The organism is Nocardia rhizosphaerae, assembly GCF_042650365.1.
In the GTDB taxonomy this organism is placed as follows: domain Bacteria; phylum Actinomycetota; class Actinomycetes; order Mycobacteriales; family Mycobacteriaceae; genus Nocardia; species Nocardia rhizosphaerae.
Map to the genome: position 1 here is coordinate 251,233 of NZ_JBHSBA010000014.1, position 18,219 is coordinate 269,451.

General features: G+C 69.0%; 16 protein-coding genes, 2 tRNA genes and 1 pseudogene. 12 read left to right on the forward strand and 7 right to left on the reverse strand.

Annotated elements, in window-relative coordinates; genetic code table 11:
* Positions 1–87: 87 nt before the first annotated feature.
* Positions 88–729 carry a mycothiol-dependent nitroreductase Rv2466c family protein gene (locus tag ACFOW8_RS21450; protein ID WP_378552931.1) on the forward strand — a complete coding sequence of 214 codons (642 nt, stop codon included), beginning with the start codon at positions 88–90 and terminating at the stop codon, positions 727–729.
* 33 nt (positions 730–762) lie between these two features.
* Here the strand turns inward: ACFOW8_RS21450 and ACFOW8_RS21455 are convergent, their stop codons facing one another.
* Positions 763–1,800 carry a M48 family metallopeptidase gene (locus ACFOW8_RS21455; protein WP_378553187.1) on the reverse strand — a complete coding sequence of 346 codons (1,038 nt, stop codon included), beginning with the start codon at positions 1,798–1,800 and terminating at the stop codon, positions 763–765.
* 186 nt (positions 1,801–1,986) lie between these two features.
* On the opposite strand from ACFOW8_RS21455, the gene ACFOW8_RS21460 reads away from it, so the two are divergent.
* Positions 1,987–2,460 (forward strand): ribose-5-phosphate isomerase, encoded by a 474-nt coding sequence (locus ACFOW8_RS21460; RefSeq protein WP_378552933.1) that lies wholly within the window; start codon positions 1,987–1,989, stop codon positions 2,458–2,460.
* 7 nt (positions 2,461–2,467) lie between these two features.
* Complete coding sequence (locus tag ACFOW8_RS21465; RefSeq protein ID WP_378552935.1) at positions 2,468–3,271, forward strand: Fpg/Nei family DNA glycosylase; 804 nt, start codon at positions 2,468–2,470, stop codon at positions 3,269–3,271.
* Positions 3,272–3,523: 252 nt separating this feature from the next.
* Here the strand turns inward: ACFOW8_RS21465 and ACFOW8_RS21470 are convergent, their stop codons facing one another.
* Positions 3,524–4,480 carry a diguanylate cyclase domain-containing protein gene (locus ACFOW8_RS21470; RefSeq protein ID WP_378552936.1) on the reverse strand — a complete coding sequence of 319 codons (957 nt, stop codon included), beginning with the start codon at positions 4,478–4,480 and terminating at the stop codon, positions 3,524–3,526.
* 671 nt (positions 4,481–5,151) lie between these two features.
* Here ACFOW8_RS21470 and ACFOW8_RS21475 point away from each other — a divergent pair.
* Positions 5,152–5,222, forward strand: a tRNA-Gly gene (locus ACFOW8_RS21475).
* A 42-nt stretch (positions 5,223–5,264) separates the two neighbouring features.
* Positions 5,265–5,341: transfer RNA gene (locus ACFOW8_RS21480), tRNA-Pro, on the forward strand.
* 59 nt (positions 5,342–5,400) lie between these two features.
* Here the strand turns inward: ACFOW8_RS21480 and ACFOW8_RS21485 are convergent.
* From ACFOW8_RS21485 to ACFOW8_RS21495, 3 genes and pseudogenes are all read right to left on the reverse strand, one after another.
* Positions 5,401–5,760, reverse strand: coding sequence for a hypothetical protein (locus ACFOW8_RS21485; protein WP_378552938.1), 360 nt, complete (start codon positions 5,758–5,760; stop codon positions 5,401–5,403).
* 155 nt (positions 5,761–5,915) lie between these two features.
* Positions 5,916–6,647, reverse strand: a pseudogene (locus ACFOW8_RS21490) (metallophosphoesterase); the annotation flags it as partial.
* Positions 6,648–6,725: 78 nt separating this feature from the next.
* The gene (locus tag ACFOW8_RS21495) at positions 6,726–9,188 is read right to left on the reverse strand and encodes a phosphoketolase family protein (RefSeq protein WP_378552942.1); all 2,463 of its coding nucleotides are present in this window, start codon (positions 9,186–9,188) and stop codon (positions 6,726–6,728) included.
* 145 nt (positions 9,189–9,333) lie between these two features.
* Here ACFOW8_RS21495 and ACFOW8_RS21500 point away from each other — a divergent pair, with 145 nt between their 5' ends.
* The 5 genes from ACFOW8_RS21500 (at position 9,334) to clpX (ending at position 14,471) form a co-directional block, all read left to right on the forward strand.
* Positions 9,334–9,888: an FKBP-type peptidyl-prolyl cis-trans isomerase gene (locus ACFOW8_RS21500; RefSeq protein WP_378552944.1), complete on the forward strand. Its 555-nt coding sequence runs from the start codon at positions 9,334–9,336 to the stop codon at positions 9,886–9,888.
* Between the two features lie 151 nt (positions 9,889–10,039).
* Positions 10,040–11,404, forward strand: a complete 1,365-nt coding sequence (gene tig / locus ACFOW8_RS21505) for a trigger factor (protein ID WP_378552946.1) — start codon at positions 10,040–10,042, stop codon at positions 11,402–11,404.
* A gap of 264 nt (positions 11,405–11,668) precedes the next feature.
* A complete protein-coding gene (locus ACFOW8_RS21510) occupies positions 11,669–12,244 on the forward strand; it encodes an ATP-dependent Clp protease proteolytic subunit (protein WP_229740108.1) in 576 nt (191 codons plus the stop codon).
* A 43-nt stretch (positions 12,245–12,287) separates the two neighbouring features.
* Positions 12,288–12,950: an ATP-dependent Clp protease proteolytic subunit gene (locus ACFOW8_RS21515; protein WP_378552948.1), complete on the forward strand. Its 663-nt coding sequence runs from the start codon at positions 12,288–12,290 to the stop codon at positions 12,948–12,950.
* Between the two features lie 240 nt (positions 12,951–13,190).
* Positions 13,191–14,471: an ATP-dependent Clp protease ATP-binding subunit ClpX gene (gene clpX / locus ACFOW8_RS21520; RefSeq protein WP_378552950.1), complete on the forward strand. Its 1,281-nt coding sequence runs from the start codon at positions 13,191–13,193 to the stop codon at positions 14,469–14,471.
* Positions 14,472–14,541: 70 nt separating this feature from the next.
* Here clpX and ACFOW8_RS21525 read toward each other — a convergent pair whose 3' ends face one another.
* The gene (locus ACFOW8_RS21525) at positions 14,542–15,351 is read right to left on the reverse strand and encodes a hypothetical protein (RefSeq protein WP_378552952.1); all 810 of its coding nucleotides are present in this window, start codon (positions 15,349–15,351) and stop codon (positions 14,542–14,544) included.
* Positions 15,352–15,802: 451 nt separating this feature from the next.
* On the opposite strand from ACFOW8_RS21525, the gene mihF reads away from it, so the two are divergent.
* Positions 15,803–16,117, forward strand: coding sequence for an integration host factor, actinobacterial type (gene mihF, locus ACFOW8_RS21530; protein ID WP_019045768.1), 315 nt, complete (start codon positions 15,803–15,805; stop codon positions 16,115–16,117).
* Positions 16,118–16,186: 69 nt separating this feature from the next.
* On the opposite strand, the gene ACFOW8_RS21535 is transcribed toward mihF, so the two are convergent.
* Entirely contained in the window at positions 16,187–17,362 is a 1,176-nt protein-coding gene (locus ACFOW8_RS21535; RefSeq protein WP_378552954.1) for an FHA domain-containing protein, read from the reverse strand.
* A gap of 236 nt (positions 17,363–17,598) precedes the next feature.
* On the opposite strand from ACFOW8_RS21535, the gene ACFOW8_RS21540 reads away from it, so the two are divergent.
* A complete protein-coding gene (locus ACFOW8_RS21540; protein WP_378552955.1) occupies positions 17,599–18,180 on the forward strand; it encodes a GNAT family N-acetyltransferase in 582 nt (193 codons plus the stop codon).
* Positions 18,181–18,219 lie beyond the last annotated feature (39 nt).

The window sequence follows — 18,219 nt, forward strand, 5'->3', positions numbered from 1 at the left end:
CGCCGCGCGGGAACGATTCCGGGCGCATCGCGGTTGCACCGAATGGCGGGGTCATGCGGCCTGCCACTTCGACCCGAGAGGAAAGTCGTGAGCGAGAAAGCCACGAAGGACGTCGTCGATTTCTGGTTCGATCCGCTGTGCCCGTGGTGCTGGATCACCTCCCGCTGGATTCTGGAAGTGGAGCAGGTGCGTGACATCGAGGCCGACTTCCACGTGATGAGCCTGGCGGTGCTCAACGAGGGCCGTGATCTGCCCGAGCAGTACCGCGACCTGATGCGGGCGGGCTGGGGTCCGGTCCGGGTCGCCATCGCCGCCGCCGAGAAGTACGGCGACGAGATCCTGCCCGCGCTCTACACCGCGCTCGGTACCCGGATCCACAACCGCAGGGCCGACTACGAACGCGAACGCGCCGAGGACACCTTCGCCGCGGTCGTCGCCGACGCCCTCGCCGAGCTCGACCTGGCCGCCGAGCTGGCCGACGCGGCCACCAGCACCGCGTTCGACGAGGCGCTGCGCAAGAGTCACCACGCTGGCATGGACAAGGTCGGCCCCGATGTCGGCACCCCCACCATCCACGTCAACAACGTCGCCTTCTTCGGCCCGGTGCTCTCACGCATTCCGCGCGGTGAGGAGGCGGGCCGGGTCTGGGACGGTGTCGTCGCGCTGGCCTCCTACCCTCATTTCTTCGAGCTCAAGCGCACCCGCACCGAAGAACCCCAGTTCGATTGAGCCGGTGGGGCGTCGCACGGGCGCCCCACCGGCTCACACCTGCTTCGGTGGTAGCGCCGGCGGCGCCACGGCGGGCTGGTAGCCGCCGGGCGGTGGGAGCGCGCCCGGTTGTGGGGCGCTGGGCCGCCAGAACATCGGGCCCGGCTTGCTGCGGTCGCGCAGCGCCCACATCCGCCAGGTCAGCACCGGATGGCTCGACATCGCGTTGACCAGCATCACGAACCCGCCGCGCTCCAGCGCGGCCCGGTCGGCCATCTCGTCGAATCCGACCTGGGTGTTGAGGTACTTGCCCGCGGCCAGGGTCGCCATCGCGCCCGGCGCGCCCTGATGGCGATTGCAGTAGCCGTGGTTGTCGGCGGTGTACTCCTGTGCCCGGATCAGGGATGACCCGAGCAGCGGCAGCCACGGCGCAACGAACATGCCGAGCTGTCTCCAGTACGACACATGCCCGGCCGCGATGTGGCCGACTTCGTGGCCGATGATGAACGCCAGCGCGTCGGGCTCGCGGGCCGCGCCGCCGACCTCGAACAGATCGCTGTAGACGACGACGAACCGGCGGAACCCGTGTCCGGAGGCGAACGCGTTGATCTGGCCGTTGCCGAGTACGACGAACGCGTCGGGCGCCTTGGTCATCCCGAGCCGGGCCGCGGCCTCCTGCACCATCCGGTATCCCTCGGGGAACTGGGTGGGCGACATCTTCACCCCGTTGATCCGCATCCGCGCGAAGTTCATGCCACGACCCGCCCACAGCAGCACCGGTGCGAACAGCAACAGCAGGACATACGGGCTGGTGAGGATCGAGCCGGTGGCCTCGGGCCGACCCTGCTCGTCGACGATCGGCGGCGCGACCAACTCGGCCAGCAGGACGAGCAGCACCAGCAGGTACGCCACCGAGGTGATCATGATGACCACCACAAGCAGCGGGATCTCCCACGGATGCCGGGCAGGCATCCCGAACGGCGACAGGCCGCGCGGCAGCTGCCGCGGTGGCAGCGGCGGACCACCCGGCCCGTAGTGGCCGGGCTGGTGGTTGCCATGGGGCACCGGCGGATAGCCGTGCAGGCCAGGCATCGCCGGATAGCCGCTGGTGTGCGCGGCGGGGAAGCTGCCGGTCGGTGGTGCGAAGGGGGATCCGGCATACACCGGCGCATCCACCGGCCTGCCCGGTGGCTCGGGCGGCGGACCTGCCGAATGCGGGGACTGCGGTTCGTGCGGGTGCATGAAACGACTCTAAGCGGGCCTGACACAATCGCAGCCATGCGCGTTTACCTGGGTGCCGACCATGCCGGTTTCGAACTGAAGAATCACGTCAAGGCCCATCTGCAGGAGGCCGGACACGAGGTCGTCGACTGTGGCGCCCTCGAATACGACGCTCTCGACGACTACCCCGCGTTCTGCATCGAGGCAGCCCGCCGCACCGTCGCCGACCCGGGCTCGCTCGGCCTGGTCTTCGGTGGCAGCGGCAACGGTGAGCAGATCGCCGCCAACAAGGTCCCCGGCGCCCGCTGCGCACTGGCCTGGAGCGTCGAAACCGCCAAGCTGGCCCGCGAACACAACAATGCTCAGCTGATCGGCATCGGCGGCCGCATGCACACCACCGCCGAGGCACTGGCCATCGTCGACGCCTTCCTCGCCCAGCCGTGGTCGGAGGAGCCGCGCCACCAGCGCCGCATCGACATCCTCGCCGACTACGAGAAGTCCGGCGAGGCCCCCGCGGTGCCGGCCTACTGAGGAAATATTGCCTGAGGGACACACGCTGCACCGGATCGCGCGGTTGCACCATGACCGGTGTGCCGGTGGGGTGGTGCGGGTTTCGAGTCCGCAGGGCCGCTTCGCCGACGGGGCGGCCCGGGTAAACGGGCAGGTGCTGGTCGGGGCCGAGGCCTACGGCAAGCACCTGCTGCATCATTACGAATCCGGGCTGACGGTGCACGTGCACCTCGGGCTGTACGGCACCTTCAGCGAGGCCGAGCTGCCGATGGCGGCGCCGGTGGGCCAGGTGCGGATGCGGATGCTCGGTACGGCAACCGATTTCGGTACCGACCTGCGGGGCCCGACGGCCTGCGAGGTGCTGCTGCCACCCGAGGTGGACGCCCTCACCGCCCGGCTCGGCGCCGACCCGTTGCGGGCCGACGCCGACCATGAGCGGGCAGGTGCGCGAATCCGGCGCTCCCGCAGGCAGCTCGGCGCCCTGCTGCTGGACCAGGCGCTGATCGCCGGCGTCGGCAACGTGTATCGCGCGGAAGTGCTTTTCCGGCACGGTATCTCCCCGTTCCGGCAGGGCACGCAGGTCGGCATCGCCGAATGGGACGCGATCTGGGCGGACCTGGTCGAGCTGATGCCGGTTGGTGTGGCGACCGGGCGGATGCACGTGGTCCGGCCCGAGCACGACCTCGGCGCACCGTCGTACGCCAAGGACCGGCCGCGCACCTACGTCTATCGCCGTCAGGGCGAACCGTGCCGGGTGTGCGCGACGACGATCGCGCACCAGGTCATGGAGGGGCGAAACCTGTTCTGGTGTCCCACCTGCCAGCCGCGGTGAATCCGGCCGCGGCGCGGATGCGGGCACCCTGTGCGATCATCGGCGCATGACTGACAGGGGGAAGGCGGCTGCTTCGGGCCGGCCTGCGTACGTTCCGAGCGCCTTCCGATTCGGGGGCGTCGGGCAGTTCGCCCCCGACCTCGTGGTGGTGCGTCGCCGTGACATCGGCACATAGCGCCGCCGACTACACCGAACACTGACCCGTATCAGAGGACTGAGCCGGATCGCGAAGTGCAGGCTTCGCGATCCGACTCAGCCCGCGACCGCGGTTCCCAGTTCCGGGTCGCCCGATTCGGCGAGCGCGAATCGCCGCCCGCCCGCGGATTTCGCCGAATACATCGCGCGGTCGGCGCGACGCAGCAGGTCGGTGAAATCGCACGTCTTTCCCGGCGCGCAGAACGCCGTGCCGACGCTGGCCGACACCGGGACCGGTCCCGCGCTCGACCACACCGGGTCGCGCAGGGCCGCGACCACGCGGTGGGCCAGCTCGCCGAGGGTGTCGCGGCGCGGATTGGCCGCGACCACGAACTCGTCGCCGCCGTACCGGCAGATCACCGTGTCGGGCGGGCACACCTCACGCAGCCGGTTGGCCAGTTCGACCAGCACCTCGTCGCCGATCGCGTGTCCGTAGCCGTCGTTGATCTGCTTGAAGCGGTCCAGGTCGACCACCAGCACCCCGACACCGCGGGTCGGGTCGGCCGCGAAGGCGCGTACCCGTTCCTGCAGCAGGGTGCGGTTGGCCAGATCGGTGAGCGCGTCGTGGGTCGCCTCGTGGCGCAAGCGGTGCTGCAGCGCGGCGATCTCCTGCACGCGCAGCGACACTTTCGCCGAAATGTTCTGTTCCTGTTGCGCGAGCGCGCGTTCCTGCAGCGCCTGCGCGTAGCTGTCGATGGCCTGGCTGGCCACCAGCGGCCACCGGGTGGCGACCAGCGAGCCGGGCACGCCGGAGGGGAAGCCGAGCAGCCAGCGGGTGGCGTGCGCCAGCATCCTGGTTCGTTCGAAGGGCGCCTCGGCCAGTCGCGCGCCGAGCATGCGCGCCTGGGGCACCGGGAACGGTTCGGTCCGCGCCAGGTGCAGCAGCCGCTCGACGATGTCGACGAGCACCGGCTCCAGCTGGTGCGGCGCCGTGGAGGATCCCGGTTCGGCGCACACCGCGCGGGCCCAGGCGCGGGCCATGGCGGCGACCGGTGGCTCGATGTGGGCAGTCATCGAGATCACCGGCGGTAGGTGGCTACGGTCATGCCACCTCGATCGTTCGCACTGCTACGCGGTCGAGTCCACCGAGTTCGGTACACGCTCACCGCCCCCTTTCCAGATACCCCCGTCCGGCAAAAAGGATCCTAGCAAGCCACCCGAGACCAAAAAGTCACGTTGTAGAACACGTTGCAGGTCTCTCGCGAATGGCGATCGGGTATGACATCGCTGCGGCGGGCTCGGCGTTACACATCTCCCGAAAAAAGTTTCGGAGCACCGAAACGCGCAGCGTGTTGCCCTGCCGACGGTGGTGGGCGTTGCATCGCCATGCGATTCCTCCTGGTTTGGGCGCTGACTGTGACGATCGGAGCCGATCTGTCACGACGCCATCTCATGGTGGCCTACCCGCCGCCCACCCGCCAGGTTTTTGAGGAAAATGCTCCTATTTATTCCCCCGGTGAAGCAGGCGCCGGTCCCCAGAGAAGCGCAACCACCATCGTGTCGGCCGGAGGGGTCGGGGCAATAGGGTCATTGGGCCCTAATCGGGCAGGTGTCCGAGGGGTGGCCAGTGGGCCGGGCGACGCGCGGCGCCTGCTCGCCGGGGGCGGATTGGCGTTTCTCGCGCGGGATTCGGTACAGTCGTGGCGCACACGACATCGTGGCGATCCCATCGATGTCGTATGCCTGCGGGTGTAGTTCAATGGTAGAACCTCAGCCTTCCAAGCTGATGGTGCGGGTTCGATTCCCGTCACCCGCTCAAACACGAATTCCCTCGACGGCGTCGCAGCCTGCGAGGTCTCGGGGTGTAGCGCAGCTTGGTAGCGCATCCGCTTTGGGAGCGGAGGGTCGCAGGTTCAAATCCTGTCACCCCGACCATCACCACCCACCCGGCTCCCGGCCGTGACAGCCCGGTGCCGGTGTGGGTTCGGCGCCTATCAGGCGCACTGGAAGCGGAATCCGGCCCGTGCCTCGGTGCCCGCGGCGACCGTGACCCGGACCGGCGCGGTGTCGGCAAGCGCGCAGCCGCCCGGCACTTTCGCCACCTTCGCTTCGTAACAACCGTCGGGCAGTGCCATATTCGCTTCGCCGTCGGCGCCGCTGACCAGCGTGGCGACCACCTGTTCGGCCCCGCACGGCGTGATCGCGACATCGGCCCGGTTCACGGGGATCGGCTCCCGGCCGGTGAAGGTATGGATCGTGAGGGTGCCCGCGCCGGGCGGGGCCGGATCGGCGGTGGCGACCGCCCCTGCCGTCAGCGGAGCCAGTGCGAACAGGACGAGCAGCGTATGGCGCATGAACCTCTCCTCAGCGATGAGTCGGGTCGTCCGCAGCCGATCGTAGGCCGGTGGTCGCCGCGCGCCGCGCGCCGGGCCGGGATGTCGAGTTGACGATTCGGCGACGATCGGGGCAACGCGCGCTAGCCGGTGGGCGTGATGCCCGCGCGTGCGGTCCAGATCTGTTCGGCGGGAACGGAGTGCGTGGTCCGCTCCGGATACCGCAGCGCCGACAGGCTGCCACCGAATACGACCCCGGTGTCGAGGCAGAGGGTGTTGTTGACCCAGCGCAGCTCGGTGACCGGCGTATGACCGTAGGCGACGGTCGCCGCGCCACGATAGTCCCGTGCCCAGTCGTAGCGGATGGGGAAACCGTGCTCGTCGTACTCGCCGGTGGGTGACCCGTACATGGCGAAGGAACGGGCCCGGCTCGAGCTGCTGCCGTGCAGGCTCTCCGGCAGTCCCGCGTGCGCGACGACCAGCCTGCCGCGGTCGAGCAGGTAGTGACTCGGCAGCGAACGCAGGAAACCGTGTGCGGCGGTACGGAATTCCGTGTCCACACGGGACAGCTGCGCGAGCGAGGTCTCCAGACCGTGCGCGATGCGGACATTGCGGCCGTCGAGGGCGCGCATCAGCTTGTTGTCGTGATTGCCGGTGACGCACAGCGCGGTGCGCGCGGCGGCCATGCCCATCACCAGGCGCAGCACGCCGGGGGTGTCGGGCCCGCGGTCCACCAGATCGCCGACGAACACCGCGGTCCGCCCGGCCGGGTGCGCGGCGCGGATGGCGCGGCCGTGCTCGTCGCGGTCGAACAGGTAACCGAGCTCGCCGAGCAGGGTCTCCAACTCGCTCCGGCAGCCGTGCACATCGCCGACGACGTCGAAGGGCCCGGTGAGGTCGCGGCGGTCGCGCGGCATGGCATCGAGAGGTCGGGGCTGGGTCATCGCCTCCATCGTCGTGCAGTTGGGGCCGGGGCCGCAACCGCGTTACGTCACAGCGGGGATGGTGGCGTCGGGCCAGGCCCAGTGCGCGACCGCGGGGATGTCCTCGCCGTGCTCTCTGGTCCAGCGCCGCGCCGTCAGCCGGGCGTCGACGATCTCCTGCCGCAGCCCGGCGGCGCGCTCGCGCAGGCCGGGCACCCGGTCGATCACGTCGAGGACCAAGTGGAAGCGGTCGAGATCGTTGAGCATGACCATGTCGAACGGGGTGGTGGTCGTGCCCTTCTCCTTGTATCCGCGCACGTGCAGGTTGGCGTGGTTGGTGCGGCGATAGGTGAGCCGGTGCACCAGCCACGGATAGCCGTGGAAGGCGAAGATCACCGGGCGGTCGGTGGTGAAGAGGGTGTCGAAATGGGCGTCGGACAACCCGTGCGGGTGCTCCTCGGCGGGCAGCAGGCGCATCAGATCCACGACATTGACCACCCGGATCCGCAGCTCGGGCAGCCGGTCGCGCAGAATCGCCGCGGCGGCCAGCGTCTCCAGGGTGGGGATGTCGCCCGCGCAGGCGAGCACCACATCCGGCGTCGTGCCGAGCTCGTCGTTGTGGCAGGCCCACTCCCAGATCCCGAGCCCCCGCGCGCAGTGCACCGCGGCGTCGGCCACCGAAAGCCAGTCCGGCCCGGGTTGTTTGCCCGCCACCACCACATTCGCGTAGTGCAGCGAGCGCAGGCAGTGGTCGTAGGTGGACAGCAGGGTGTTGGCATCCGGCGGCAGGTACACCCGCACGATCTCCGGGCTCTTGTTGGCCACGACGTCGAGGAATCCCGGGTCCTGATGGGTGAATCCGTTGTGGTCCTGGCGCCATACGTGGGAGGTGAGCAGATAGTTCAGGCTGGGGATCCGCCGCCGCCACGGCACCGCCAGGCTGGCGTCGAGCCATTTGGCATGCTGATTGAACATGGCGTCGACGATGTGGATGAACGCCTCGTAGCAGGTGAACACCCCGTGGCGGCCGGTGAGCAGATAGCCCTCCAGCAGGCCTTGGCACATGTGCTCGGAGAGCACCTCCACGGCCCGGCCGGTCCGCGACAGGTCGACATCCCAGCGCCCGACCTCGGCCTGCCAGTTCCGCCCGGTCACGTCGAGAATGTCCTGCAGCCGATTGCTCACCAGCTCGTCGGGGGCGAAGGTGAGGAAGTTGTGCGGATTGCGCGCGGTGACCTCGCGCAGCCAGCCGCCGAGCACCCTGGTCGCCTCGTGCTCGGTGGCACCGTTGGTCTCGACCGCGACACCGAACGCCCGCCAATCGGGTAGATCCAGATCGCGGACGAGCAGGCCGCCGTTGGCCACCGGGTTGAGGCTCATCGGTCGCGCCGGGATCTGTTCGAGCAGCGCGGGCACCGGTGTCCCGTCGTCGCCGAACAGTTCCGCCGGCCGGTACGAGCGCAGCCACTGCTCCAGGACCCGGCGATGGGCCGGGTCGGTTCGTGCGGCGGGCAGTGGCACCTGGTGGGCGCGGAAGGTGCCCTCGACCCGCTCGCCGTCGACGACAGGGGGACAGGTCCAGCCCTTCGGGGTGTGCAGCACGATCATCGGCCAGCGCGGGCGCGCGGAGTCGCCGTTCGTTCGTGCCCCGTGCTGGAACTCCGCGATCCGGTCCAGGCAGGAGTCCATCGCGGCCGCCATCGCCTGGTGGACCGGGGCCGGATCGTCCCCGGAGACGATCAACGGCTCGTAGCCGTACCCACGGAGCAGTGTCACCAGTTCGTCCCGCGGGATCCGCGCCAAGATGGTCGGATTGGCGATCTTGTACTCGTTGAGTGCCAGGATCGGCACCACCGCGCCGTCGCGGCCCGCGTTGAGGAACTTGTTGGCGTGCCAGCTGCCGGCCAGCGGGCCGGTCTCGGCCTCGCCGTCGCCGATCACGCAGAACACCGTCAGATCGGGATTGTCCAGGGCGGCGCCGTAGGCGTGCAGCAGGCTGTACCCGAGTTCACCGCCCTCGTGGAACGAGCCGGGCGTCTCCGGCGCGCAGTGGCTCGGCACCCCGCCGGGAAAGGAGAACTGGTGGAACAGCCTGCGCATGCCGGCCTCGTCGCGCGCGATGTCGGGGTACAGCTCGGCGTAGGCGCCTTCGAGCCAGGCGCAGGCATTCGGTCCCGGGCCGCCGTGCCCCGGACCCGCCACGAACACGGCGTTCAGGTCGCGGCGCGCGATCACTCTGTTCGCGTGCGCCCAGACCAGATTCAGGCCGGGGACGGTACCGAAATGGCCGAGCAGCCGCGGTTTGATGTCCTCGGGCCGCAGCGGCTCGCGCAGCAGCGGATTGCGCAGTAGATAGATCTGGCCGACCGCCAGATAGTTCGCCGCGCGCCACCAGGTGTCCACCGCGACGAGCTCGTCGCGCGAGAGCGGGCCGGTGGCATCGGTGAGGGTGTAGGGCTCCGGGGCGATGGTCTCGCCGTCGCCATCGGCCACCATGTCGGCGGCGGTATCGCTGGTCCTGGTCATCGCGGCTTCTCCTCGCGGTGGTGAGCTGCGGCGTCGTGCGCCGCTCGACCTGGTCGGGTGGCGCGGCGCCGAGCCGGGCCACCGGTGGACACGCATCGCCGAGCCTACCGCCGGGCCCGATCCCGCGTCGATTACTGTGCGGGCCATGCACTCTCTCGGCAGGATCATGGGCATCGGACTCGTCGCGGCCGCCGCGATCGCGACAGCGGCCTGCGGCTCGGAGACCGAATCGAGCACGACCACCACGACCACCAGCGCCGCAGCGGGCACGCCGACGGCGAGCAAGGGCCGCGAGTGCACCGCCGAGGACGTACGGGTCGACGGCGGCTTCGGCGACGTACCGCAGATCACCATCCCCGATTCGTGCGATCCGCCGACCACGCTGATCGTCAAGGACCTGGTGCCGGGCACCGGACCCGGTGCGGAGGCAGGGCAGCCGCTGACGATGAACTACGCGCTGGTCACCTGGTCGGACAAGCAGACGCTGGACAGCTCGTTCAAACGCGGAACGCCGTTCCAGCTCACCCTGGGCGCCGGCCAGGTCATCGAGGGCTGGGACCAGGGGCTGCTCGGCGTCCAGCAGGGTGCGCGCAGGCTGCTCATCGTGCCGCCCGACCTCGGCTACGGCGCGGGCGGCAACGGCGTCGCACCCAACGAGACGCTGGTCTTCGTCACCGACGCGGTGCAGGTCGGAAGCTAGCCGCCTACCGCAACCAACCGCCGATTGCACGACCGTGAAGGCGGTCAACTACCCTGGTCGGGATGCGTATTCACCTGCGCGCCGCTCGCGACACCGGGGCGCGACGTCCCATGCGGGGACACCACCGAACTACGAACCAAGGAGCATGTCCGTGAAGAGCACCGTCGAGCAGCTGAGCCCGACCAGGGTCCGGATCAACGTCGAGGTGCCCTTCGAGGAGCTGAAGCCCGACTTCGACAAGGCGTACAAGGCGCTGGCCCAGCAGGTCAGGATCCCCGGCTTCCGTCCCGGTAAGGCCCCGGCCAAGCTGATCGAGACCCGCGTCGGCCGCGGTGCCGTGCTCGAGCAGGTCGTCAACGACGCGCTGCCCAGCCGCTACGCCGAGGCCGTGCAGGCCACCGAGGTGAAGGTCATCGGCCAGCCGGAGATCGAGATCACCAAGATCGAGGACGGCGACGAACTGGCGTTCACCGCCGAGGTCGACGTGCGTCCCGAGATCGCCCTGCCCGACTACGCCGGCCTCGAGGTCACCGTCGACGCGTTCACCATCGACGACGCCGACATCGAGCAGCAGCTCACCTCGCTGCGCCAGCGCTTCGGCACCCTGACCGGCGTCGAGCGCGCCGTGCAGGACGGCGACTTCGTCTCGATCGATCTCTCGGCCACCGTCGACGGCGAGGACGTCCCGGAGGCGGCCACCACCGGGCTGTCGCACGAGGTCGGTTCGGGTCAGCTGATCGAGGGCCTCGACGAGGCCGTCACCGGTCTGAAGGCGGGCGAGTCCGCCGAGTTCACCTCCACTCTGGTGGCGGGTGACCACGCCGGTTCCGAAGCCGTTATCACCGTCACCGTGCAGTCGGTGAAGGAGCGCGAGCTGCCCGAGGCCGACGACGAATTCGCCCAGCTGGCCAGCGAATTCGACACCATTGATGAGCTCAAGGAAGACCTGAAGGGGCGCGTCGAGCGCACCAAGAAGGTCGAGCAGGCCGGTCAGATCCGCGACAAGGTGCTCGACACCCTGCTCGAGACCGTCGAGGTCCCGCTGCCGGAGGCCGTGGTGAAGGCCGAGGTCGACGCGGTGCTGCACGACGCCGTGCACGGCTTCGACCACGACGAGGCCAAGCTGGCCGAGGCGCTGGCGGCACAGGGTTCCTCGCGCGAGGAGTTCGACAAGGACACTCAGGAGGCCGCCGAGAAGTCGGTGAAGACCCAGCTGCTGCTCGACGCCATCGCCGAGGCCGAGAACACCCAGGTCGGCCAGCAGGAGCTGACCGAGCGGATCCTGTTCCAGGCCCAGCGCTACGGCATGTCGCCGGAGCAGTTCATCCAGCAGGTGCAGCAGGCGGGTCAGCTCGGCGCGGTGTTCGCCGATGTGCGCCGTGGCAAGGCGCTGGCCGGTGTCGTCGGCCAGGTCAAGGTCACCGACTCCGAGGGCAATGTGGTTGACACCACCGAAATGTTCGGTGACCCCGCGGATTCCGCCGAGACCGAGCAGGTCGAGGCAGCCGCCGAATAAGTTCTGCAAGGCCGGTGTGACGATCGCCCCCTGGGGGGTGGTTGGATTGCGCCGTGAGGGAGCGTAGCGAGCGAACCGATGACGCAGTGCGCCTCGCGCACAGCGCCATCGAGCGGAGCGAGATTGCGCTGTGAGCGAAGAAGGGCGGTACCGGGAGTTCGGTGCCGCCCTGCTTCGTTAGTGTTTGTGACGACGAACCGTAGGCCGTAAGCAATCGGTGAGAAGAGAAGGCAGGTATCCGTGACAATCAACCAGGCAGGGGTCATGACAGCCGCTACTGCTGGTCTCAACCTCAGTGATTCGGTGTACGAGCGGCTGCTGCGCGAGCGCATCATCTTCCTCGGCACCCAGGTCGACGACGACATCGCGAACAAGCTGTGCGCGCAGATCCTGCTCCTCGACGCCGAGGATCCGACCAAGGACATCTCGCTCTACATCAACTCCCCCGGTGGCTCGGTCACCGCGGGCATGGCGATCTACGACACCATGCAGTTCGCCGAGTGCGACATCAAGACCGTCGCCATGGGGCTGGCGGCCTCGATGGGGCAGTTCCTGCTGACCGCGGGCACCCCGGGCAAGCGCTTCGCGCTGCCGCACACCCGGATCATGATGCATCAGCCCTCGGCGGGCATCGGTGGTTCGGCCGCCGACATCGCCATCATGGCCGAGCAGTTCGCGCACACCAAGCGGGAGCTCAACGAGCTGCAGGCCCAGCACACCGGCAAGTCCGTCGAGCAGGTCACCGAGGACGCGGACCGCGACCGCTGGTTCACGGCGAAGGAAGCCCTGGAGTACGGCTTCATCGACCACGTGGTCAGCCACGCGAACCAGGCGAAGTAGCGCCGGCGCGCCCCACCCACTCGAGACAAGCTTGGAGACAAAGATGGCCAATCTGATCGACCCGCGCGGCCTCGGTGGCGCCGCCGCCGCGAACCCCCAGTCGCGCTATATCCTGCCGCAGTTCACCGAGCAGACGTCGTTCGGGATCAAGACCTCCGACCCGTACAACAAGCTGTTCGAGGAGCGGATCATCTTCCTGGGCAACCAGGTCGACGACGTCTCGGCGAACGACATCATGGCGCAGCTGCTGGTGCTGGAGTCCCAGGACCCCGACCGTGACATCACCATGTACATCAATTCGCCCGGTGGCTCGTTCACCGCGCTGATGGCGATCTACGACACCATGCAGTACGTGCGCCCCGATGTGGTGACCGTCTGCCTCGGCCAGGCCGCCTCGGCCGCGGCCGTGCTGCTGGCCGCCGGTGCGCCGGGTAAGCGGGCCGCGCTGCCCAACGCCCGCGTGCTGATCCACCAGCCGTCCTCGGGCGGTGTACAGGGTCAGGTGTCCGATCTGGAGATCGCCGCCGCCGAGATCGAGCGGATGCGCCGCCTGATGGAGGTGACTCTGTCTCGCCACACCGGCAAGAGCGAGGATCAGATCCGCAAGGACACCGACCGCGACAAGATCCTCACCGCCGAAGAGGCGAAGGAGTACGGCATCGTGGATCAGGTCTTCGACTACCGCAAGCTCAGCACCCAGAAGTGACACGCCCGGGCCCGTCGCCCGATCTGGGCGGCGGGCCCACTATTTTTCCTCCGTGGGCCGCACAATGGTGAGAACCCGCACAACCCCTCACAGAAACATGCGCGAGTTGTCGACCCTTCTCGCGCGTAGCAGGTACGGTCGACTCAGGGACCAATTGCTCTGATTGACGGCACCGAAACGTATTTCCGGCCCAATCGGGGACGACGGTTGCACTCGGACAAGGAAGTAGGGACCTACGAGATGGCGCGCATCGGAGACGGCGGCGATCTGCTCAAGTGCTCGTTCTGCGGAAAGAGCCAGAAGCAGGTCAAGAAGCTCATTGCGGGCCCCGGGGTCTATATCTGCGACGAGTGCATCGATCTGTGCAACGAGATCATCGAGGAGGAGCTCGCCGAGTCGAGCGAGGTCAAGCTCGACGAGCTGCCCAAGCCCTCGGAGATCCGGGACTTCCTGGAGAACTACGTCATCGGCCAGGACACGGCCAAGCGCACCCTCGCGGTCGCGGTGTACAACCACTACAAGCGCATCCAGGCCGGGGACAAGGGGCGCGACAGCCGCGGCGAGACGGTCGAGCTGGCCAAGTCGAACATCCTGATGCTCGGGCCGACCGGCTGCGGCAAGACCTATCTCGCGCAGACCCTGGCCAAGATGCTGAACGTGCCGTTCGCCATCGCCGACGCCACCGCGCTCACCGAGGCCGGCTATGTCGGCGAGGATGTCGAGAACATCCTGCTGAAGCTGATCCAGGCCGCCGACTACGACGTCAAGCGCGCCGAGACCGGCATCATCTACATCGACGAGGTCGACAAGATCGCCCGCAAGAGCGAGAACCCCTCGATCACCCGTGACGTCTCGGGCGAGGGCGTGCAGCAGGCGCTGCTGAAGATCCTGGAGGGCACTCAGGCGAGTGTGCCGCCGCAGGGCGGTCGCAAGCACCCGCACCAGGAGTTCATCCAGATCGACACCACCAACGTGCTGTTCATCGTGGCAGGCGCGTTCGCGGGTCTGGAGAAGATCATCTCCGACCGTACGGGGCACCGTGGCATCGGTTTCGGCGCCGAGGTCCGCTCCAAGGCCGAGGTCGACACCGACGACCACTTCGCCGAGGTGATGCCGGAGGACCTGATCAAGTTCGGGCTGATCCCCGAGTTCATCGGTCGTCTCCCGGTGGTCGCCTCGGTGACCAACCTGGACAAGGACTCGCTGGTCAAGATCCTGTCGGAGCCGAAGAACGCGCTGGTCAAGCAGTACGTGCGGCTGTTCGAGATGGACGGCGTCGACCTCGAGTTCACCACCGACGCCCTCGAAGCGGTCGCCGACCAGGCGATCCTGCGCGGGACCGGTGCCCGCGGCCTGCGCGCCATCATGGAGGAAGTCCTGCTCCCGGTGATGTACGACATCCCCGGCCGCGACGACGTCGCCAAGGTGGTCGTCAACGCCGACACGGTCACCGAGAACGTTCTGCCCACGATCGTGCCACGCAAGACCCAGCGCACCGAGCGCCGCGAGAAGTCGGCGTAGGACGCACACAGCCACACGAACGAGGGCTCGTACTCCCGGATGGGGTACGAGCCCTCGTTCGTGTGGAGCTTCAGGCGGTACGGAAGGCGGGGGCCGCCGACAGCAGGTCTTCCGCGTCGTCGGTGGGGATCTCGGCGGTGGCGCGGGCGATGGCGGTGCTGTAGCGGGCGCTGGCGGCATTGTGGATCATCAGGGCCACACCGATCATGACCGGGGCTACGGCGTGGACGGCGGCGTCGTACCAGTTGCCCGCGCTGAGGTGCGGGAAGGTGTTGAGGGCGATGGTGAGGCTGAGCAGGAACAGTTCGGCGACCAGCACCTGGGTGCGGTTACCCATCACGCCCCACTCGGATACGCGGGTGGTGCCGATCATGATGATCACCAGGCAGACGCTGATCATCGCTTCCAGGCCGAAACTGGCCCAGTACAGCGGGTCGCCCGGCCCGCCGGGGGCGATGTTGTGCTGGACGTTCACCGCCGACCACAGCATGCCCGCGATCACGACCCCGGCCAGGGCGCGCAGCGACCAAGTGCGGTGCTGGTACAGCGAGGCCAGCCGGGCGCGCGGATCGGATTCGCGGCGCTGCGCGGCGATGGCCTTGCGGGCCAGCATCACATCGGCCATCTCGGCCCGCTCCATCTCGGCCGTGGTCTCCCGCAACCGGTCGGCGTGGGTGGAGGCGGCCTTGATTTGCTTCCAGCGCTGATCGCGCTCATAGCTGCGGATCTTCTCGGCCAGTTCCCGCTCGGCCCGCAGCTCGTCCTCGGACAGCGCGTCGGTCAGTGCCGGATCGGATTGGTACTCGATGCGCCTGCGAGCGTGTTCCACGCGGGCAGGCAGTGCGATGACCTCGTCATCGAGCGGGTGTTCCTCGCGCATCGCAACTCCAGACAGCTCAGGGTTCGCCGGGTCGCGGGCCATTCTTGCGCATCGCGCCGCCGCGGGCACAACTGCGGGCCGATTTACCCTCGGCCCGCGGCGGCCGGAAACCGCTGGCGCACAACTGTGTAGCTGTTCTCGCTGGCACCGGGGGTCTGGTGACGACCGTCGCCGACGGTCGCGCCCGGATCGAGGAGCGTCGTTGATCCTCCGTGGTTCGCCGTTGAACCTTCGATCCCGTAATGGTGCTTCTGCTGATGTTTCGCCCGAGACAGGCCACGTGTTACGTCCGTTTGGTCCGTCTTGCAGGGCGTTCACCCATAACGACGGGCCCGGCGCGCAAAACTCATCGGCGTATCCTCGCGGTGTGTCGGACTGGTGGCACCGTGCGGGTGCTGTTTACTCGGTCCGTCAATCAGATGTTCGAGTGACGAGTGGAAGCGGAGGAGACATGGCACTGCCTACGATGACCGCCGAACAGCGCACCGAGGCGTTGGCCAAAGCGGCTGCCGTGCGCAAGGCGCGCTCGGAACTGATCGGCAAGGTGAAGGAAGGCAAGGTCACCGTCGCCGATCTGCTCAAGAAGGCCGACAGCGACGACCTGGTCAAGAAGACCAAGGTCGCCGCGGTGATCAAGGCGCTGCCGGGCGTCGGCCCGGTGAAGGCGGCCAAGCTGATGGATCAGGCCGAGATCCCGGAGGATCGCCGGATCGGCGGCCTCGGTGCTCGGCAGCGCGCGGCGCTGCTCGACGCCCTCGAGGCCTGAGCCGGATCGCGAACCGACGCCCGTGGGTGGACCACGGGCGTCGGGACAGTTCGGCCTGACCGGATTCGGTCAGACGCAGTAGGTGAGCAGAAAATCGTTGATCCGCAGGCGCCAGCCCGGCTGGAGCTCGATGGGCAGCGTGCCGACCCGCGACCAGCGGTCGGAATCGGGGGCGGCGAAGAACGTGCCGGAGGTCGCGGGCGCCTCGCGGACGAACACCTTGCCACGGTCGGGGGCGACGAAGGCATGGACCCGGGAGACCAGCCGGTCCCGCTCGATCAGGATCGGGGTCGCCGCGGCGGCCCGCACCGAATCGTCACCGGAGGGGTTGCGACCGAGCACATAGGACCGGTCCAGCGGGTAGCTGAGCCCGTCCTCGGTGACCAGCGCGCCCCGTGGACTGCTCTGCCCGGATTTTCCCAGCGCGATCGGCTCCGCCAGTTTCGCGGCATCGATCGCCTGTGACCAGGCCACCGGGGCGCTGGTGGCGGGGGAGTTGCGCGGGCCGGTGCTCACGGTGGCGCCCTCGCCGGTGGCCGGGCGCGAACCCGCGCTCACCGTTTCGCCGTCGGGGCTGCTCGCCTCGGCCTGCGGAGCGAAACCGGTTGCCGTCCCGGAGGTCCCGGCCTCGGCGAGGGGCGCGGTGGCGGGGCGGGCGTCACCGTTGTCGCTGCGACCGGGATCGCGCAGGGCGCGGAATCCGGTGGCCTCGGTCGGTGGCGGTTCGTCGATCGCCTCGACCCGGCGCGGGGCCGGGTTGCGCCTGCGGCCCATTGTCAGCACGAACCCGTTGCCGTTCACAATGCCCGCGCGCAGGTCGGTGCGCGGGTTGGCACTGGTCGGGTCGGCCATCTCGGCCCCGATCGCGATCCGCCGGACCGGTTCGCGGATGATCTCGTCCACCCAGGTGAAGGCCCGGTCACCGGCCACCCGGCGATTGCCCTCGGCGCCGGAGACCTCCGCGATCACCGCGCCACGCAACAGGATGAGTGTCCCGTCGGAGGTGGGGGCGAGGACGCCGAACGGCGGCGGCGCCGAAGCACCGCCGAAGACGACACCGGCGAGCCGCTGGGCCAGTGCCGCGCCGGGCGCCGAGGCCGCGGTGCTCAATGCGACGGTCTCGACGGCGCCGAGTAACCGATCGGTGGACGGGGTCTCGCCGGCGAGATAGATGACGACGTCGCCGAATCTGGCGACGATCCCGGTACCGGGCACGATGGCCACGGTAGACGAATGCGCGCGCATCACTGCCTCCTTGTCGGGCTGGCCTTAGCCAGCATAGATCGACTGGCGCACGGGGATAAGGGTTGTGCCGTGGAACAGGTGGTGAGCTGGGAAATCGGCGCGGAATCCAGCAGCGGCCCAGCGGGTCTCGCCGCGCGGTGCGTCCGGGCGCGGCGCCGGCCGCCGTAGGATCGGCACATGCCCCTCGCCCTGGTGAGCCGCCCCGCCGCGCCACGCCTGACCCCGGCGTGGGCCGGATGACCCGCCCCGAACGGCAGGCCCGGCCCGCAGCCCTGGGGCCGATGGCGCCCGCCGCGTCGATTCGCGGTGCCCGGGTCGAGGAGATCCCGGTGCTGCAGGAGATCGAGCGGCGGGCCGGTGCCCCGTTCGCCGCGATCGACATGGCGGCGGTGGCCGACGACGAGCCGCCTGCCGCCGACACCCTGCGCGCGTTCATCGCCGACGGCCGCGCCTGGGTATGGGCCGACGCGAACGACACCCCGGTCGGCTACCTCGTGCTCGGCCTGGTCGATGGTCAACCGCACATCGACCAGGTGTCGGTCGACCCGGCCCACGCGGGCAACCGCATCGGCAAACGGCTCATCGACCACGCCGTGTCGTGGGCGAAAGCGTGTGGCCTGCACACGATCACCCTCACCACGTTCACCGAGGTCCCGTGGAACGGCCCGTACTACGCCCGCCTCGGCTTCACCTACATCCCCCGCGCGGACGAGTCGGCGGCCCTGCGCGCGATCCGCGCCGACGAGGCCGCCAACGGCCTCGACACCTGGCCGCGCGCCTGCATGCGCGCCGAGATCGAGACCTGGCGCGCAGGCTGATCGCGGCCGGTCCCGACCCTCCACACCCGGCCGGGCTGC

What these genes read in the sequence shown, in the direction of transcription:
- ACFOW8_RS21455 (WP_378553187.1), bottom strand. Translation starts at nt 1,800, where the DNA reads ATGCCTGGCCTGCACGGCTATCCGCCGGTGCCCCATGGCAACCACCAG.
- ACFOW8_RS21460 (WP_378552933.1), top strand. Translation starts at nt 1,987, where the DNA reads ATGCGCGTTTACCTGGGTGCCGACCATGCCGGTTTCGAACTGAAGAAT.
- ACFOW8_RS21470 (WP_378552936.1), bottom strand. Translation starts at nt 4,480, where the DNA reads ATGACTGCCCACATCGAGCCACCGGTCGCCGCCATGGCCCGCGCCTGG.
- ACFOW8_RS21485 (WP_378552938.1), bottom strand. Translation starts at nt 5,760, where the DNA reads ATGCGCCATACGCTGCTCGTCCTGTTCGCACTGGCTCCGCTGACGGCA.
- ACFOW8_RS21495 (WP_378552942.1), bottom strand. Translation starts at nt 9,188, where the DNA reads ATGACCAGGACCAGCGATACCGCCGCCGACATGGTGGCCGATGGCGAC.
- ACFOW8_RS21500 (WP_378552944.1), top strand. Translation starts at nt 9,334, where the DNA reads ATGCACTCTCTCGGCAGGATCATGGGCATCGGACTCGTCGCGGCCGCC.
- ACFOW8_RS21510 (WP_229740108.1), top strand. Translation starts at nt 11,669, where the DNA reads ATGACAGCCGCTACTGCTGGTCTCAACCTCAGTGATTCGGTGTACGAG.
- ACFOW8_RS21515 (WP_378552948.1), top strand. Translation starts at nt 12,288, where the DNA reads ATGGCCAATCTGATCGACCCGCGCGGCCTCGGTGGCGCCGCCGCCGCG.
- clpX (WP_378552950.1), top strand. Translation starts at nt 13,191, where the DNA reads ATGGCGCGCATCGGAGACGGCGGCGATCTGCTCAAGTGCTCGTTCTGC.
- ACFOW8_RS21525 (WP_378552952.1), bottom strand. Translation starts at nt 15,351, where the DNA reads ATGCGCGAGGAACACCCGCTCGATGACGAGGTCATCGCACTGCCTGCC.
- mihF (WP_019045768.1), top strand. Translation starts at nt 15,803, where the DNA reads ATGGCACTGCCTACGATGACCGCCGAACAGCGCACCGAGGCGTTGGCC.
- ACFOW8_RS21535 (WP_378552954.1), bottom strand. Translation starts at nt 17,362, where the DNA reads ATGCGCGCGCATTCGTCTACCGTGGCCATCGTGCCCGGTACCGGGATC.
- ACFOW8_RS21540 (WP_378552955.1), top strand. Translation starts at nt 17,599, where the DNA reads ATGACCCGCCCCGAACGGCAGGCCCGGCCCGCAGCCCTGGGGCCGATG.